This is a genomic window from Actinoallomurus oryzae (genome assembly GCF_039541955.1).
GTDB classification, from domain to species: domain Bacteria; phylum Actinomycetota; class Actinomycetes; order Streptosporangiales; family Streptosporangiaceae; genus Actinoallomurus; species Actinoallomurus oryzae.
The window spans coordinates 44,825-61,848 of record NZ_BAABHF010000024.1 but is presented as its reverse complement, the minus strand read 5'-3'; the positions used below and the strand labels follow the sequence as shown (position 1 = coordinate 61,848).

The following is a 17,024-nucleotide window of genomic DNA, read 5'->3' as shown; positions in this document are numbered from 1 at the left end:
TTTCGCGATGTGCGCCACCGGTTTTCCGGGCGGGGCGAAACGCGGTCCACGGTGATGTGGCCGAGAAGGGGCGGCCCCGGAGGGTGGTCACCGGCCGCAGAGTAGGTCACCATGGCCTCAGGGGGACCGCTCAACAGGTCCAAGACGGAGGGTGGCCCGGCCGGTGCCGCCCGAACGTGGTCTGCGGACGGCGGGGAAGATCATTCCTGTCGCCACGCCGAGCGTGGCGTTGAACAGCGCTTTTGCCCTGCCTAACTTCGTTGACTGGGCAAACTACAAATAATAGCTAGGCCCCTTGACCTCCTCTGTGGCATACGACACACTTCGTACTGTCGACTTTTGCTTCTCGCAAAAAATAAGACGTTCCCCGGTCGTCAGGGAGCCCTCCATGTCTGCCGACGAATCGCTCGACCAGCAGCCGTATTCGTTACTGGCCATGCTGGCGGCACGCTACCCGCACTGGACGATCTGGTTCGGGCAGGCGACTCGTCACTGGTGGGCGCTTCCGCCGCACGAGCGGGGAGCGGACCGCTTCATCGAGGCCATCAACGTGAAGGAGCTGGTCGAGTCGATCGAGGTCATCCAGGCGCGTCGCCGTGTGCCGGACCCGTCATCGCAGCCGGGTGGCATCCTCTTCGGCGAGGCCGTGACGTCACGGGCGGGCCGGGTGCCGGCGGCCGCGTGGCCCGGCGGCCCGCGATGACCGTCCATCCACCGGCCGTCGACCGCCGTGGCTCCCGCCGCCTCCAGAGCCGCGGTCTCGGGCGAGCGATTTTCAGTCGCGCCGCCTCCCCCTCCAACACCTCCGTGACAGGCGTGACTGCAGAGGGGTGCTCTCCCGAGGCCGCATGACGCCCGGACAACCGCGTAGCCCCCGGCGCGGTTGTCCGGGCCTTCTCCTTTTCTCCGGCCGGCCGCCCGCCCCGGCTTCTCCGTCCGTTCGGCCCCGGCATCTCCGACCGTGTTGAACCGGACCACGTACGCATTCGCTCACGTACGTCGTTACGCTCACCGGCAGAGGTTTCAACGCGACGAACGGAGCGGCATGAGGCGTTCGCGGATGCTCGCGGCGGCCATAGCGGCCACCGCACTCGGTCTCGCGGGCTGCAGCGGCGGGGGCGCCGACGACGGCCGGCGCACCAAAGAGGTGCGTGCGGCGCAGACCATGGGCCAGGGCGAGGGCCTGGTCTCCCTCGTCAGCTGGAACGGCTATGCCGAGAGCGGCGGGAACGACCCGCGCGTCGACTGGATCACTCCGTTCGAGAAGAAGACCAAGTGTCAGGTCAAGATGAAGTACGCGGCGAACCCGCAGGAGATGCTCGACCTGATGTCGAATCCGGACCTCCACTACGACGGGGTCGCGGCCACACCGGAGATCGCCGGCGAGCTCATCGCCTCCAAGCAGGCCGTGCCGATCAACACCGATCTCATCGACGACTACAAGGATCTCGAACCCGAGCTCCGCTCCCAGCTCACCGTGAAGGGCAAGCACTACGCCGTGCCGTTCACCTGGGGGGCGAACCTCCTCATGTACGACCCGCGCACCGTGCGCCCGCAGCCGGACAGCTGGGCGGCGCTGTTCGACTCGGCTCAGGCGAAGAAGTACTCCGGGCGCCTGGTCGTCCGCGACAGCCCGTTGACGCTGGGCGATGCCGCGCTCTACCTGCGGTCGCACAATCGCAAGCTGCACATCAAGGACCCGTTCGCGCTCACGCCCAAGCAGCTCGCGGCGGCGGCCGCGCTGGTGGACAAGCAGCGGCCGATGGTGAAGACCTACTGGCTCAACCCCTCGGACGCGATCGCGGCGTTCGCCACCGGCGACGCGGTGCTGGGCGAGGTCTGGCCGTACCAGGTCGACGTGCTGAGCCGCAGCGGACGGCCGGTCGCGGGCGTCACGCCGCGCGAGGGCGTGACCGGCTGGATGGACGCGTGGATGATGAGTCCCCGCGCCGACCATCCCAACTGCATGTACCAGTGGCTCAACTGGGCGAGCTCGCCCGAGGTGCAGCAGCAGGTGGCCGAGTGGGACGGCGTCGCGCCCGCGAACCCGGACGCCTGCGCCCGTGACCGGCTGCGCCCGCAGTTCTGCAGCGCCTACCACGTGGGGGACCGCGGCTACCTGAGCAAGGTGATGTTCGCCCGGATGCCGGCGGCGAGCTGCGTGAACAGCAAGAGCTGCGCCGACTACGCGGACTGGAACCGCGCCTGGCGGGATGCCCGCGACTGAGCTTCCGGCGCCGCGTCCGCTCGCGAGGTGTCCGGCGCCGGCCCCGGACAGGTGAAGAGACGCGCGCCCGGCCGCCCCCGCCGGGCGCGCGTCTCCATGAGCGTCCTGGGCTCCCCCCGGACTCAGGACGCTCTCCAATTAGGCTCTGGTCAGGCTCTCGCTTCGCCTGGTCTGCCGGCGCGCGGTGGTTCGCCGGCGCACCGGCTGCGGGATGATCCGCAAGGCCGGTACGCAGTCGTCGCACGCGAACACCCGCGAGTCGTCCGGCAGCCGTCCGACGTGGGCCCTCGGCCGTGGCCACTTCTTGTGGCACACGACGCAGGCCTCTCCGTCGCGCTGCGCGGCGGTCAGACCGTCCGGGTCGAATGTCGGACCGGAACGGGCCATGAAGCTCAGCTCCCCCCAACCTCGTCGGCTCCGCTTCGGCTCCATTTCTATCGCCGGGAAGGTGTTTAATCAGTCGCTGAAATTGCAAAGCACGGCAAAACCGGGCCCGCTGGGGATTACCGTACGCCGCGACCGTCTCACCGGGTCAGAATCCGGCTGTCGGCGACAAACCACCTGGTCGTACCCTCTTGCCGACGTAGCGCGGGCGATTTCTAGGCCGAGCCCTTCTCCAGCCCGATCGTCTTCGCCAGATCATTCAGCTCGGCCTCGAACAATGGTTCCATGTCCTCGAGCATGAAATGCATGTGTCCGAAGACCTCAATGGCCACCAAGCCGTACAGGCGCACCCAGGACGCCGCGAACAGCCGGATGACGCCCAGCGGAGCATCGTCGTCCTCTCCGCAGCACGCGGCGGCGAACAGCCGCAGCTGACGCCTCAGCGCGGGCGTGATCTCCTCGTCCGGCGGCACGGGGAACGGCTGCCGCCGCCACAGCTCGAAGAACAAGGCGAAGAAGATGGCGCCCATCCGCCCGCCGGCCTGGTGCACGCCGCCCTCCTCGGGCTCGGTGTAGCCGGGTACGGGCGCGCCGAAGACCATGGCGAACTCGGGCCGGTGGTCCAGCGACCAGCGGCGGAAGGCGCGGGTCACCGCGACGAGCCGCCCGTCGAGGTCGTCGGCGGGCATCGCGTCGCGCGCCGCCTCCATCGCGTCGCAGATCTCGTTCGTGTACGTCTCGATCATCGCGGTCAGGAGATCGTCGAGGCTCGCGTAGTACCGGTACAGCGCCGGAGCGGTCATGCCGAGGTCCCGGGCGATGCCGCGCAGGGAGATGCCGGATGGGCCGTGGGCACGCAGGTGCTCCCTCGCCACCTCTTTGATCTCCAGCAGCGTCGCGTCGCGCATGCGTTCCCGGCGGGTCGTCGGCACGGTTCTCCCTTGACGGTCGTAAACGGCGTGTGCTTTAGTTAACGCCGTTTACGAGTAAACGGCGTTAACTTTCGCTATCGCCGATAACAGCCTACCTGGGGAGCAGGCGCATGTTCGAATCTCTCGGCCGCTTCGTCCAGCGGCGACGCCGGTGGGTCATCGTCGGCGCCCTGGTGCTGATCGCCGCCGCCTCCGCGTGGGGGACCGGAGTCTTCGGGGCGCTCAAGAGCGGCGGCTTCGACGACCCGGGCTCCGGGTCCTCCCACGCCGCCAAGATCGTCAACGACCGGATCGGCCCGGCCGACGACGAACTGGTCGTGCTGTACGAGAGCGCGTCCACGACCGTGGACGACCCGGCGTTCCGTGCCGCCGTCACCGGTACGCTGGCCCGCCTGCCCTCGGCCGACGTGCCCCATGTCACCACCTACTGGAACAGCGGATCTCCGGCGCTGGTCTCACGCGACCGGCACGCGACCTACGCCGCGCTCCGGCTGGCCGGTGCCGACCTGCCGGAGCGCCTGAAGACCTACGACCGGATCCGCGACCACCTGGCCGCGCCGGGACTTCGCACCTCCCGCGGGGGCGTCATCGGCACCAACGCCGAGCTGAGCCGGCAGACCGCCGCCGGCCTCGCCCGTGCCGAGATGATCTCCACGCCGATCCTGCTGGTCCTGCTCGTGGTGATCTTCGGCAGCCTGGTGTCGGCGCTCCTGCCGCTGGCCATCGGCGGCGTGGCGATCCTCGGCGCCTTCACCGCGCTGCGGCTGATCACACTCGCCACCGACGTCTCCACCTTCGCGACCAACATCGTGACGATGCTCGGGCTCGGCCTGGCCATCGACTACGCCCTGTTCATCGTCACCCGCTACCGGGAGGAACTGCGCCGGACCGGCTCCGAGCGGGAGGCGCTCGTACGGACCATGGCCACCGCCGGCCGCACCGTCGCCTTCTCCGGCATCACCGTCGCCATCGCGCTCGGCGGCCTGCTGTTCTTCCCCCAGATGTTCCTGCGGTCGATGGGCCTCGGGGGCATGGCGGTCGTGCTCGTCGACATGCTCGCCGCGCTCACCGTCCTGCCCGCGCTGCTGGCGCTGCTGGGCCGTCGCGTCGACGCGCTGCGGTTCGGACGCGCACGCCGGACGGAGAAGGAGAAGGGCCGGGGCGCGTGGTCGCGGCTCGCGGCCAGCGTCATGCGGCGGCCCGTCGCGTACGCCACCGGCTCGGTGCTGGTCCTGCTCGTGCTGGGCGCGCCGTTCCTCGGTATCCGGTTCGGCAGCGTGGACGTGCGCGCGCTGCCGCCCGGCTCCGAACCGCGCACCGTCTCGGCGACCCTCGACCACGACTTCTCCCACGGCGCACTGTCCCCGATCGACGTCGTCGTCGCGGGTGACGTCGCGAAGGCGGACGTGGACGGCTACACCGGCCGCCTGCGGAGCGTGCGCGGGGTCGCGGGCGCGGACGTCGTCGGCACGGGCCGGAGCGCCACGCACATCGCGGTGCGCACGCCGGCCGACCCGCAGTCGCAGCAGGCGCGTGACCTGGTCAGGCGGATCCGTGCGCTGCCCGCACCGGGGCGGGTGTACGTCGGCGGCCAGAGCGCCGAACTCGTGGACCTGCTGAGCAGCCTCGGCCACGTGCTGCCATGGACCGCGCTGTTCGTCGGCGTGGTGACGTTCGCGCTGCTGTTCGCCGCGCTCGGCTCGGTCGTACTCCCGCTCAAGGCGCTCGTGATGAACGCCCTGTCGCTCAGCGCGGCGTTCGGCGTGATGGTCTGGGGCTTCCAGGACGGGCACCTGGCCGGCCCGCTCGGCTTCACCTCCACGGGGACGGTGGAGGCGTCGCAGCCGGTCCTCATCCTCGCGGTGGCCTTCGGGCTGTCGATGGACTACGAGCTGTTCCTGCTCAGCCGGATCCGCGAGGAGTGGGATCGTACGAGGGACAACACCGCGGCGGTCGCCGCCGGCCTGCAACGCACCGGCGCGATCATCACGAACGCGGCGCTGCTCCTGGCCATCGTGATCGGCGCCTTCGTCACCTCGGGGATCATGTTCATCAAGCTGATCGGGGTGGGACTGCTCGCCGCCGTGGTGGTCGACGCCACGCTCGTACGGGCGCTGCTGGTGCCGGCCACGATCCGCCTGCTGGGCCGGGCCAACTGGTGGCTGCCCCGCCCGCTGCGCCGCCTGCACTCCCGCGTCGCCCTCGGCGAGGCCGGTTAGGGGCCGTCACCGCCCTGCGGGGGCGGGCGTTGAGACGGGCCCGGGAAGGCGTCGGGCGGACCATGTCCGCCTGACGCTATTTTCCTTATATGAACGAGAGTGTCCGAGTGATGCTGGCGGACCGGTACCACATCCTCGGGCCGCTCGGCCGGGGCGGAATAGGCGCGGTGTGGCGGGCGCGAGACACCGACCTCGACCGCCTGGTGGCCGTCAAGGAACTCCGTCTCCCGGACCACGTCGGTGAGGGCGAGCGCCGTGTCTGGTACGCCCGGATGGAGCGCGAGCCGCGGGCGGCGGCCCGGCTCCGGCACCCGGGCATCGTGACGGTGTACGAGCGCGTGGTGGGGGACGACGGGCGCCCGTGGATCGTCATGGAACTGTCCCGTGGGTCGCCGCGATCGGCGAGCAGGTGCTGGCGGCCCTGTCGGCGGCTCACGCGCAGGGCATCGTGCACCGCGACATCAAACCCGCCAACGTCCTGCTGGAGGTCGACCGCGCCGTCCTCACCGACTTCGGCATCGCCGCGCTGGACGGCGACGCCACCATCACTCATACCGGCACGCTCTTGGGCACTCCAGCCTTCATGGCGCCCGAACAGGTACGCGGCCACCGCGCCGGCCCTCGGTCGGACCTGTGGTCCCTGGGCGCCACCCTGTACGCCGCCGTCGAGGGGCATCCGCCCTTCTCCGGCCCCACGCACGGATCGGTATCCGTCGCCATCGCGACCGAGAACCCCGCCCCGCCCGTCCACGCCGGTCCTCTCACCGAGGTGCTGGCGGGCCTGCTGCGCAAGGACCCGGCCGAGCGGCTGACGGCCGACGCCGTCCGCGGTCTGCTCACGCCCCTCGCGCACGCGGAACCGCGGCGGCCCGCGCCCGTCGCGCCGTCGCCACCCTCGCCGACCCCGACGACGCCGCCGTCAACTCCCTGGCGTTCAGCCCGGACGGCCGGACCCCTGGCCGCCGGCGCCAACGACCGGACCATCCGGCTCTGGAAGGTGCCCTGACCGCTCGCGGTCAGCCGGGCCGGCCGCCGGTGACGAGCAGCGACTTCTCGAAGCAGACGCTCGGCCCGGGCCGCCGCCCGAACGGCGCGATCCGGACGTAGCCGCGCGAGACGTAGAGCCCGGCGACGCGCAGGTCGGCCGCTGCCAGGCGGACGACCGCGAAACCGCGCCGCCGGGCGAGGTCCTCCACTCCGGCGAGCAGCAGCCGTGAGATGCCCTGCCCGCGGTACGGCGGGCGTACGTAGAGGCGCTCGACCTCGGCGGTGTCGTCGGCGATGCGCCGCAGCCCGGCGCAGCCGACCGGGCCGTCCGGCGCGTCGGCCCGCCGGGCGACGACGAACACGACCCCGGCGTCCGCGGGCACGTGCCGGCCGTACGGGTCCGCTCCGGACCGGGGGCGGGGAACCACCGTCTGGCCGGCCGCCGACGCCTCCGCGCGGGGCCGTGCCTTCGCCAGGAGTCCGGTCACGATCGGGTCGTCGAACGAGGCCACCACCAACTCGACACGTCGGCTGACGCTCATGAGCCCTCCTTCGTCGGAGGAGTGACCGTGCGCGCGTGTTTTTTGGTTCGCTCGCTCCGCTCGTTCACGAGCCCTCCTTCGTCGGAGGAGTGACCATGCGCGCGTGTTTTTTGGTTCGCTCGCTCCGCTCGTTCACGAGCCCTCCCTCGTCGGAGGAGCGACCGTGCGCGCGTGTTTTTTGGTCCGTTCGCTCACGCGGGACAACAGTAGAGATCCGCCGGCGTGCGGGCCCGCATTTCACGTCCGCTGGGCGCGGTCGTACATCCGGCGGACCGTGTTGCCGAAATAGGGGCCGTACATCGTGGCCGGGTCGTCGGCGTACTTGAAGCTGCTCACCGAGGTCACGACGCCCGTGCCGGTGCCCGCGTCGAAACGGGTCAGCCACGGCCCGCCGCTGGAGCCCTCGGTCATGTCGCAGCGCAGCCCCTCGTCCTTGGTGATCTTGTGGGAGTCGGGGTAGGTCCGGCCGCTGCAGTACGTCAGCCGCTCGCCGTCGTACCGCCCGCCCGCGGGGTAGCCGAAGCCGTACACCAGCGCGCCGCGCGGCTGGTCGAAGGCGATGCCCTGCGCGCCGACCACGTCGGTGACGTGGCGTCCGGCGGAGGTCGCCAGCGCGACGAGCGCGACGTCGTAGTTCTGGTCGGCGTGCGCCGTCCACGGCCCGGGGACGAACAGGTGACGGGCGGTGAAGGCGCCGTACGGCCGGTGGCCCTCGTCGTAGCCCGGCACGTAGATCCAGTTCTCGGCCCAGTGGCCGGCGGCGTCCCGCGCGCAGTGCCCCGCGGTGACCACCAGATCGCGGTTGGCGCTGGCGACGGTGCCGGCGGAGCAGACGTAGTCGCCGCCGTTGATGGTGAAGAAGACCTTGCCGGTCGTGGCGCGTACGGCGCCGCGTGAGGTCCAGGGCGCGCCCGGGGTCTCCACGGCGCGGCGGCTGGACTGCCGCTCGGGCACGCTGCCGGGAACGGTGACCGGCGTGCCCGGGGCGTCGCCGGCGCCGGAGGCCGTGCCTTCGGCGCGCTCGGTCATGGCGTACGGGCGCGGGCGGTGCGGGGGGACGACGGCGCGCCGCATCCGCTCGACCGTCCAGTAGCGGAGGGTCGCGGACGACGCGGTCGCGATCACGTGGTCGGTCACCGCGGTCACGCCGGGCGCCGGATGCGAGGTCGCCGAGCCGACCATGCCGAGCGCGGCGCTGACGGCGGGGACCACGAGAGCCAAGGGGGATCTGGTGAACATGAGCCAAAAGTGTGCAGCACCGAGGGTGATCACAAGCTCACTTTGAGTAAAACGGCGCTCGTGATCGGGTGATGTGTGCTTTGACGTCGCGGACCTCTCCGGCCGTGGTGAGAATGGAGGGGTGATTTCCGAGGAGAACCCCGCCGCGGGCGGTGCGAAAGACGTCGTGATCCTGGGCTCGACCGGGTCGATCGGCACGCAGGCCATCGACGTGATCCGGCGTAACCCGGACCGGTTCCGCGTGACCGGGCTCGCGGCGGGCGGAGGCCGGGTCGACCTGCTTGCCGCGCAGACGCTGGACCTGCGCCCCGAGGTGGTCGCGGTGGCCAAGGGCTCGGCCGCCGAGGACCTGCAGCTCGCCGTGTACGCCGAGGCGCAGAAGCGCGGCTACTCCTCCGGCGACTACCGCCTGCCCCGGATCCTCGCCGGTCCGGCCACCATCGCCGAGGTGGCGGCGTGGCCGTGCGACATCGTGCTCAACGGCATCGACGGCGCCGCCGGCCTCACCTCGACCCTCGCCGCCCTCGACGCGGGGCGCACCCTCGCGCTCGCCAACAAGGAGTCGCTGATCATCGGCGGCCCGCTCGTCCGGCAGCGCGCCAAGCCGGGCCAGATCGTCCCGGTCGACTCCGAGCACTCCGCGCTCGCGCAGTGCCTGCGCGGGGGAGACCGCGGCGAGGTGCGCCGGCTCGTCGTCACCGCGAGCGGCGGGCCGTTCCGCGGCCGGAGCCGCGCGGAGATGGCGGACGTCACGCCCGAGCAGGCGCTCGCGCACCCCACGTGGGCGATGGGCCCGCTCATCACGATCAACTCCGCCACGCTGGTCAACAAGGGCCTCGAGGTGATCGAGGCGCACCTGCTGTACGACGTGCCCTTCGAGTCGATCGAGGTCATGGTGCACCCGCAGTCGGCCGTCCACTCGATGGTGGAGTTCGCCGACGGCTCGACGATCGCGCAGGCCAGTCCGCCCGACATGCGCCTGCCGATCGCCCTCGCCCTGGCCTGGCCCGACCGGGTGCCGGACGCCGCCCCCGGCATCGACTGGACCCGCGCGCACACCTGGGAGTTCTTCCCGCTCGACAACGACGCGTTCCCCTCCGTGCGCCTCGCACGTGAGGTCGGGGCGGCCGGCGGCACGGCCCCGGCGGTCTACAACGGCGCGAATGAGGAGTGCGTGGCGGCCTTCCTCAAGGGAACCGTCAGATTTCCCGCGATTGTCGACACCGTCGCACGGGTAGTGTCGGAGCACATGAGCGGATCAGGCGCTCAGACGCCGGCCGCGCTGACGCTCGACGACGTGCTGGCCGCCGACGACTGGGCACGGACCCGGGCACGGGAGCTGACTTCTGGTTGACCCATCTCTACGGCCTCCTCGGAGTCGTCGCCTTCGTCGTGGCGCTCCTGCTGTCCGTCGTGCTGCACGAGGCCGGGCACCTGATCACCGCGAAGCGCTTCGGCATGAAGGCGTCGCAGTTCTTCGCGGGGTTCGGTGCCACCCTGTGGTCGCGCCGGCGGGGCGAGACCGAGTACGGCATCAAGGCGATACCGCTCGGCGGCTTCGTGAAGATCGTCGGCTACACCCCGCTGGAGGAGGTCGACCCCGCCGACGAGCCGCGCGCCTTCTACCGCCAGCCCGCGGCGCGCCGCGCGACGGTCATCGTCGCCGGCGTGGTGATGAACCTTCTCCTGGCGTTCCTGCTACTGGTCGGGCTGGCCGCCGGGATCGGCCTGCCCTCCGACCGCGCCGCCACGACCGTCGTACGGCGCGTCTCGCCCTGCGTGACGGCCGCCGACACCTGCGCGCCCCGTGACCCGGAGTCCCCGTCGAAGAAGGCGGGGCTGCGGGCGCGCGACCGGATCGTGTCGTTCGGCGGGCGCCCGGTGCGCGACTGGAACCAGCTGTCCGCGGCGATCAAGGACACCGGGCCGGGCCGCCCGGTGACGGTCGTGGTCGAGCGGAACGGTCGGCGGGTCTCCCTGCCGGTCACCGTCGCGGCCCTCCAGGGGCACGGTTACCTGGGGGTGGAGCCGGTCGCGCACACGCGCCGGCTCGGACCGGTGGCGTCGGTCCGGTTCGCCGGGCGGTTCATGGGGGACATGACGGTCTCGATCGCCGGGGTGGTGGCGGACATCCCGCACGCGATCCCCAAGCTGTTCGGCCACGAGCGCGCCAGCACGCCCGGCGGCCAGGCGGGGAGCATCGTCGGCGGCGCGGAGGCGTCGGGGCAGGTGTTCTCCTCCAGCGACACGTGGCGGGACAAGCTCACGTCGTTCGTGCTGCTCATCGTCTCGCTGAACCTGTTCGTCGGCCTGCTCAACCTGGTGCCGCTGCTGCCGCTGGACGGCGGTCACCTCGCCGTGGTCTGCTATGAGCGGATCAAGGCCCTGGTCTTCCGCGTGCGGGGGCGGCCGGACCCCGGGCCGGTCGACATGACGAAGCTGATGCCGCTGACGTACGTCGCGGTGACGCTGCTCGTCGGGCTCGGGGTTTTGCTGATTCTCGCCGATGTCTTCAACCCCCTCAAAGTGCCTCAATAGACCCTTCGGGTGCGCATCACTTCACCCGTTGCCTAGGCTTGTGTCCGTACGTCCGCCTGACAGTGACAACTCGAAAGGAGGGCGCGGCAGCTCCCGGAGCACACGGCTCCGTGCCGCGTGACCCATGACCGTCGAACTCGGGATTCCGCAGGCGAGGCCCAAGCCGATCGCTCCGCGCCGCAAGTCGCGGCAGATCATGGTGGGCTCGGTCCCCGTGGGCGGCGACGCCCCGGTGTCGGTGCAGTCCATGACGACGACACTGACGGCGGATGTCAACGCGACTCTTCAGCAGATCGCCGAGTTGACGGCGTCGGGTTGCCAGATCGTGCGGGTGGCGGTGCCGTCGCAGGACGACGCCGACGCGCTGCCGGCGATCGCCCGCAAGTCGCAGATCCCGGTGATCGCCGACATCCACTTCCAGCCCAAGTACGTCTTCGCCGCGATCGACGCCGGGTGCGCGGCGGTCCGGGTCAACCCGGGCAACATCAAGAAGTTCGACGACAAGGTCGGTGAGATCGCCCGCGCGGCCAAGGACGCGGGTGTGCCGATCCGCATCGGCGTCAACGCCGGGTCGCTGGACAAGCGCCTGCTGGAAAAGTACGGCAAGGCGACGCCGGAGGCGCTGGTGGAGTCGGCGCTGTGGGAGTGCTCCCTGTTCGAGGAGCACGACTTCCGCGACATCAAGATCTCGGTCAAGCACAACGACCCGGTCGTGATGATCAACGCCTACCGTCAGCTCGCCGCTCAGTGCGACTACCCGCTCCACCTCGGGGTCACCGAGGCCGGGCCGGCGTTCCAGGGCACGATCAAGTCCTCGGTGGCGTTCGGCGCGCTGCTGGCCGAAGGCATCGGCGACACGATCCGGGTCTCCCTGTCGGCGCCGCCCGTCGAGGAGGTCAAGGTCGGCCTGGCGATCCTGGAGTCCCTGGGGCTGCGCGAGCGCGGCCTGGAGATCGTCTCCTGCCCCTCCTGCGGCCGCGCCCAGGTGGACGTCTACTCCCTGGCCGACCAGGTGACCGCCGCGCTGCAGGACTTCCCGGTGCCCCTGCGGGTCGCCGTCATGGGTTGCGTCGTCAACGGCCCCGGCGAGGCGCGCGAGGCCGACCTCGGCGTCGCCTCCGGCAACGGCAAGGGCCAGATCTTCGTCAAGGGCCAGGTCATCAAGACCGTGCCCGAGTCCGCCATCGTCGAGACCCTCATCGAAGAGGCCGTCCGCATCGCCGACGAGATGGGAGTCGACGTCACCGGCGAAGGCCCCGGAGCGGACGTCACCGTCTCCTGAGCGTGGGTGACGGCTCCGCGTCCGCCTGACCACTAGGCTTCGCAAAGCCCCCGGCCGAACGGCCGGGGGCTTTGCCGTGCGTGCGGCCTTTGTGCTGGCCACTGTCGGCCGGACTCTTCCCGGCCGTACGGCGTCGTCACGAAAATCGTGCGTTACCGCATGAACCGGGGTTCATTTCCGAACCCCGCGCGAAAGGGGTTACGTGAAAAAGCTTGCCATCACGGCGGCCGCCGCCGGAGCCGGTCTGGTCGCGTTGGCGCTGGCGCCGACCGTCGCCCAGGCCCGCCCCGCTCAGCCGACCACGAGCCTGAGCTGGTCGGCCTGTACCGATCCGAGCCTGAGCGGCCTGGAGTGCGCCAGCCTCCAAGTGCCACTCGACCACGCCAAGCCGCACGGCCGGCAGATCACCCTGGCGCTGTCCCGCTTCAAGCACACGGGCACGACCGGCTACCAGGGCTCTCTGCTGGTCAACCCGGGCGGTCCGGGCGGCACCGGCCGCGACTTCGCACTGCGCGTGGCGAACGGCCTGCCGGACAGCCTCAAGGCCACCTACGACGTCGTCGGCTTCGACCCGCGCGGCGTCGGCGGCAGCAGCCCGTCGCTCAGCTGCGACCCGAACTACTTCCAGCCGGTGCGGCCCGACTACGTCCCCACCAGCAAGGCGCTGGAGGCGACGTGGCTGAAGAAGGCGGCCGGGTACGCCAAGGCCTGCGGGAGCAAGTACGGCTCTCTGCTCCAGCACATGAAGACGACGGACGCCGTCCAGGACATGGACGACATCCGCGCCGCGCTGGGCCAGAAGCAGATCAACTACTACGGCGCGTCCTACGGCACGTACCTCGGCTCGGTGTACGCGACGATGTACCCGTCGCATGTCCGCCGCATGGTGCTGGACAGCAACGTCAAGCCGAGTGACGTCTGGTACGACGCCAACCTCGAGCAGGACAAGGCCTTCGAGGGCAACATCAACGCCCTGTTCGCGTGGGCCGCCAAGTACGACTCGGTCTACCACCTGGGCACGACGCAGCAGGCGGTGCGGAAGGTCTTCTTCGACACGCGCGAGAAGCTGGTCAAGTCGCCGGCGGGCGGTGTCGTGGGCGGTGCCGAGTTCATCGACACCTACCTGGTCGCGGGGTACATCGACCTGGGCGCGTACTGGCCGTACCTGACCAACGCCCTGGCCCAGTACAAGGCCGGCAACAGCAAGCCGCTGGTCGACGCCTTCAACCTGCTCGGCGCGACCACGGACGACAACGGCTACGTCGTCTACAACGCCGTGCAGTGCAGCGACGTCCGGTGGCCGCAGAACTGGAACACCTGGCGCAAGGACAACGCGAAGCTGTACGCCCAGGGCTACCAGTTCGAGACCTGGTCCAACGCCTGGTACAACGCGCCGTGTCTGACCTGGCCCGCCAAGCCCGGCAAGCCGGTCGACGTGGGGCACGCCAAGGGCATCCCGCCGGTGCTGCTCTTCCAAGCGACCAACGACGCCGCGACGCCGTTCCCCGGCGGCGTGGAGATGAACAAGCGGCTGAAGGGGTCGCGCCTGGTGATCGAGGACGGCGGCCGTACGCACGGCGTCGTCGAGCGGGGCAACACCTGCATCGACTCGAAGTTCGCCGCCTTCCTCACCGACGGCACCCTGCCGGCGAACCAGACGCACTGCCCGCGTCTGCCCGAGCCGGTTCCGCCGTCCTCGGCGTCGTCGGCCACCGCCAAGGCGGCCGTCGCGCCGCAGTTCCCGCAGGCGCTCGTCCGCCCGTAGGAGCGAGAAGGAAGACCCCCGGCGGCGCGCCGGGGGTCTTCCCCTGCCTCGCTTTTCCCGGTAAGCAATCACGATCTCGCAACACTTAAATAGCCCCCTTTTCGCCAAATGCCCCGAGCGAAACAATCTGCGCATTCAGACCAGCGCGGCCATCGTCGGACGCCGCGTGCGTAGGGGGTTTCGTGAAGAGACTTGCTGTCATCACGGCCGTGGCGGGCGTGGGACTCGCCGGGTCGGCCGTGGCCGTGTCCGTGTCCGCGTCGGCCGAGGCGACGCCGGCTCCCGCCGCGATCGCCTGGGCGAAATGCGCCGGCGACGATCCTTATCTGGCCAATGCGGAATGTGCCCAGATCCAGGTGCCGCTGGACTACGGCCATCCGAACGGAAAGAAGATCTCCGTCGCGATCTCACGGGTCAAGCACACCGATGACGCGCACTACAAGGGCGTACTGATCGGCAACCCGGGCGGCCCGGGCGGCAGCGGGCTGTACCTGTCCGGCGGCCTCGCGAGCTGGTTCAGCGGCGCGGGCCACGACGAGATCCCCGCCGACTACGACATCATCGGGTTCGACCCGCGTGGCGTGGGGGCCAGCGAGCCAGCGCTGACCTGCGACCCGCACTACTCCGACCCCGTGCGGCCCGACTACGTCCCGCACTCGGCGGCGGACGAGGCGGCCTGGCTCAAGAAGTCCAAGGCGTACGCGCAGGCCTGCGCCAAGCGGTTCGGCTGGCTCCTGCCGCACCTGCGCACCACCGACGCGGCACGCGACATCGACGCGATCCGCTCCGCGCTGGGCCAGAAGCAGATCAGCTACTACGGCTTCTCCTACGGCACCTACCTCGGCGCGACGTACGGCACGCTGTTCCCGCAGCGCGTCAGGCACATGATCCTCGACGGCAACGTCGACGACCGCGGCGTCTGGTACGACGCGCAACTCGAGCAGGACAAGGCGTTCGAGCGGAACATCAAGTTCTTCTTCGGCTGGGTCGCCAAGTACGACTCGGTGTACCACCTCGGCACCACCGAGGCGAAGGTGGAGCAGGCGTACTACGCCATCCGCGCCAAGGCCGGCAAGCAGGCCATCGGCGGCGAGGTCGGCCCCGACGAGCTGGACGACACCTTCCTCAACGCCGGATACAGCACCGGCTGGTACGAGCCGACCGCGGACGTGTTCTCGGCGTACGTGACGAAGGGCGACGCCTCGGCGATCACCGACTTCTACGAGAACTACGTCTTCTCCGCCGACGACAACGGCTTCGCGATGTACAACGCCGTGCAGGCCGCCGACGCGCGGTGGCCGCGCGACTGGAGCACGTGGCACAGGGACGCGGCAAAGCTCTACCGGCAGGGCTACCGCTACAACACCTGGAGCAACGTCTGGTTCAACGCCCCGGTCGCCTTCTGGCCCTTCCAGGGCGGCCCCAAGCTGAAGATCAAGGCCAGGGGCATGACTCCGGCGCTGCTCGTCCAGTCGACGCTGGACGCCGCGACGCCGTACCCGGGCGGCGAGGAGATGCACAAGCTGCTGCCCTCCCGTCTCGTCTCCGAGATCGGCGGCAAGACCCACGCCAACACGCTGAACGGGAACGCCTGCCTCGACGACAAGGTCGCGGCGTACCTGGCCACGGACGCGCTGCCCAAGGACAGGCCGGGCAACGGCCCGGACGCGACCTGCAAGGCGCTGCCGGACCCGGTGCCCGCCGGTGCCGCCGCCAAGGCGTCGGCCAGGACCTCGGGGGGATCCGTCACGCCGCGGGTGCCCGCCCGTCCGCTTTTCGGCCGTCCCTGACCGCCGGCTGAGACCGCGGCGCCCCCGGCCTCCGGCCGGGGGCGCCGTTTGTCGCAAGCGCCGTAAATTCCCGAGGATCTCCGCTGATGAGATGCCTGTCGTACCTTGGGAGAGATCTTCGGCTGATACTGCCGTACCCTTGACACCGTGAGGGGAGCGGATCTGTCGGCACGGCGGCGATCCGGCCCGCATGGCTCCGAGCGAGCAGCTGAGGAGATCTCGTGAGCCCGGTGCTCCGGACCTCGCCGGTCCGCATACTCGACGACCGCCACCTCGACGAGGCGCTTGCGATCCTCGACGCCGACCCGGTCTCCAACGTCTTCGTCAGTTCCCGCGTCCACGTCGCGGGCCTGGACTACCGACGCCTGGGCGCCCAGATGTGGGGCTATCTCCCCGACGGGCGACTGACCTCCCTCTGCTACGCCGGCGCCAACCTCGTGCCGGTCGCCGCCGACGAGCAGGCGGTCCGCCACTTCGCGGACCGGGCCCGCTCGCAGGGACGCCGGTGCTCCTCGATCGTCGGCCCGGTCGGCCCGGTGACCCAGCTCTGGAACGCCCTGCGTCCCTCCTGGGGGCCTCCGCGTGCCATCCGCGCCGCCCAGCCGGTCATGTCGACCACGTCGCCTCCGCAGGTCGCCCCCGACACCCAGGTGCGGAGGGTCACGATGAAGGACTTCGACACCCTCTATCCCGCGTGCGTCGCCATGTTCACCGAGGAGGTCGGGATCTCCCCGCAGGCCGGTGACGGGGGAGTCCTCTACCGCGCCCGGGTCGCCGAGCTGATCCGCTCGGGCCGGGCATTCGCCCGCATCGAGGGCGGACGCGTGGTGTTCAAGGCCGAGATCGGCGCGGTCACCCCGCACGCGTGTCAGGTGCAGGGCGTGTGGGTCAATCCCGAGCTGCGCGGCCGCCGCCACGCGGTCCACGGCATGGCGGCCGTCGTCGACGAGGCTCTGCGGTCCATCGCCCCCGCGGTCTCGCTGTACGTCAACGACTTCAACATCCCGGCGCGCGCCACGTACCGCCGCGTCGGCCTGCACGACGTGAACACCTTCATGTCCGTGATGTTCTAGCGGACGCCCGTACGGCGGAACCGCCGCCGGAGGCCGCTCGTCGGAT

Annotated in this window: 14 protein-coding genes and 1 pseudogene; 11 read left to right on the top strand and 4 right to left on the bottom strand. The window is 70.6% G+C overall.

The genetic code is table 11. The features are described from left to right. Positions 1 to 388 precede the first annotated feature (388 nt). Positions 389 to 703, top strand: a complete 315-nt coding sequence (locus ABEA10_RS21445; protein ID WP_329256589.1) for a hypothetical protein — start codon at positions 389 to 391, stop codon at positions 701 to 703. A 342-nt stretch (positions 704 to 1,045) separates the two neighbouring features. Next, positions 1,046 to 2,227, top strand: a complete 1,182-nt coding sequence (locus ABEA10_RS21440; RefSeq protein ID WP_345466484.1) for an ABC transporter substrate-binding protein — start codon at positions 1,046 to 1,048, stop codon at positions 2,225 to 2,227. Positions 2,228 to 2,365: 138 nt separating this feature from the next. Here the strand turns inward: ABEA10_RS21440 and ABEA10_RS21435 are convergent, their stop codons facing one another. Then, positions 2,366 to 2,614 (bottom strand): hypothetical protein, encoded by a 249-nt coding sequence (locus ABEA10_RS21435; protein WP_329256592.1) that lies wholly within the window; start codon positions 2,612 to 2,614, stop codon positions 2,366 to 2,368. A 212-nt stretch (positions 2,615 to 2,826) separates the two neighbouring features. Beyond that, positions 2,827 to 3,543, bottom strand: coding sequence for a TetR/AcrR family transcriptional regulator (locus ABEA10_RS21430; protein WP_345466480.1), 717 nt, complete (start codon positions 3,541 to 3,543; stop codon positions 2,827 to 2,829). Between the two features lie 110 nt (positions 3,544 to 3,653). On the opposite strand from ABEA10_RS21430, the gene ABEA10_RS21425 reads away from it, so the two are divergent. The 3 genes and pseudogenes from ABEA10_RS21425 to ABEA10_RS21420 all read left to right on the top strand — a co-directional run bounded on the left by ABEA10_RS21425 (position 3,654) and on the right by ABEA10_RS21420 (position 6,768). Further along, positions 3,654 to 5,762 (top strand): MMPL family transporter, encoded by a 2,109-nt coding sequence (locus tag ABEA10_RS21425; protein WP_345466478.1) that lies wholly within the window; start codon positions 3,654 to 3,656, stop codon positions 5,760 to 5,762. 89 nt (positions 5,763 to 5,851) lie between these two features. Next, positions 5,852 to 6,091: pseudogene (locus tag ABEA10_RS51530) on the top strand (serine/threonine-protein kinase); the annotation flags it as partial. Between the two features lie 32 nt (positions 6,092 to 6,123). Then, a complete protein-coding gene (locus tag ABEA10_RS21420) occupies positions 6,124 to 6,768 on the top strand; it encodes a serine/threonine-protein kinase (RefSeq protein WP_345466476.1) in 645 nt (214 codons plus the stop codon). A gap of 10 nt (positions 6,769 to 6,778) precedes the next feature. Here ABEA10_RS21420 and ABEA10_RS21415 read toward each other — a convergent pair whose 3' ends face one another. Both ABEA10_RS21415 and ABEA10_RS21410 read right to left on the bottom strand, forming a co-directional pair. Then, entirely contained in the window at positions 6,779 to 7,291 is a 513-nt protein-coding gene (locus ABEA10_RS21415) for a GNAT family N-acetyltransferase (protein ID WP_345466474.1), read from the bottom strand. Between the two features lie 237 nt (positions 7,292 to 7,528). Continuing rightward, entirely contained in the window at positions 7,529 to 8,530 is a 1,002-nt protein-coding gene (locus tag ABEA10_RS21410; protein WP_345466472.1) for a trypsin-like serine peptidase, read from the bottom strand. Positions 8,531 to 8,696: 166 nt separating this feature from the next. Between ABEA10_RS21410 and dxr the strand changes: the two genes are divergently transcribed. The 6 genes from dxr (at position 8,697) to ABEA10_RS21380 (ending at position 16,978) form a co-directional block, all read left to right on the top strand. Next, complete coding sequence (dxr, locus tag ABEA10_RS21405) at positions 8,697 to 9,884, top strand: 1-deoxy-D-xylulose-5-phosphate reductoisomerase (RefSeq protein WP_425550944.1); 1,188 nt, start codon at positions 8,697 to 8,699, stop codon at positions 9,882 to 9,884. Further along, a complete protein-coding gene (locus ABEA10_RS21400) occupies positions 9,881 to 11,068 on the top strand; it encodes a M50 family metallopeptidase (RefSeq protein ID WP_345466470.1) in 1,188 nt (395 codons plus the stop codon). The genes dxr and ABEA10_RS21400 overlap by 4 nt, the downstream gene beginning before the upstream one ends. Before the next feature lie 124 nt (positions 11,069 to 11,192). Next, entirely contained in the window at positions 11,193 to 12,350 is a 1,158-nt protein-coding gene (gene ispG / locus ABEA10_RS21395; RefSeq protein WP_345466468.1) for a flavodoxin-dependent (E)-4-hydroxy-3-methylbut-2-enyl-diphosphate synthase, read from the top strand. Between the two features lie 202 nt (positions 12,351 to 12,552). After that, positions 12,553 to 14,115, top strand: coding sequence for an alpha/beta hydrolase (locus ABEA10_RS21390; RefSeq protein ID WP_345466466.1), 1,563 nt, complete (start codon positions 12,553 to 12,555; stop codon positions 14,113 to 14,115). Positions 14,116 to 14,297: 182 nt separating this feature from the next. Then, positions 14,298 to 15,905 (top strand): alpha/beta hydrolase, encoded by a 1,608-nt coding sequence (locus tag ABEA10_RS21385; RefSeq protein WP_345466464.1) that lies wholly within the window; start codon positions 14,298 to 14,300, stop codon positions 15,903 to 15,905. Positions 15,906 to 16,135: 230 nt separating this feature from the next. Beyond that, complete coding sequence (locus tag ABEA10_RS21380) at positions 16,136 to 16,978, top strand: GNAT family N-acetyltransferase (protein WP_329262353.1); 843 nt, start codon at positions 16,136 to 16,138, stop codon at positions 16,976 to 16,978. Positions 16,979 to 17,024: the final 46 nt, after the last annotated feature.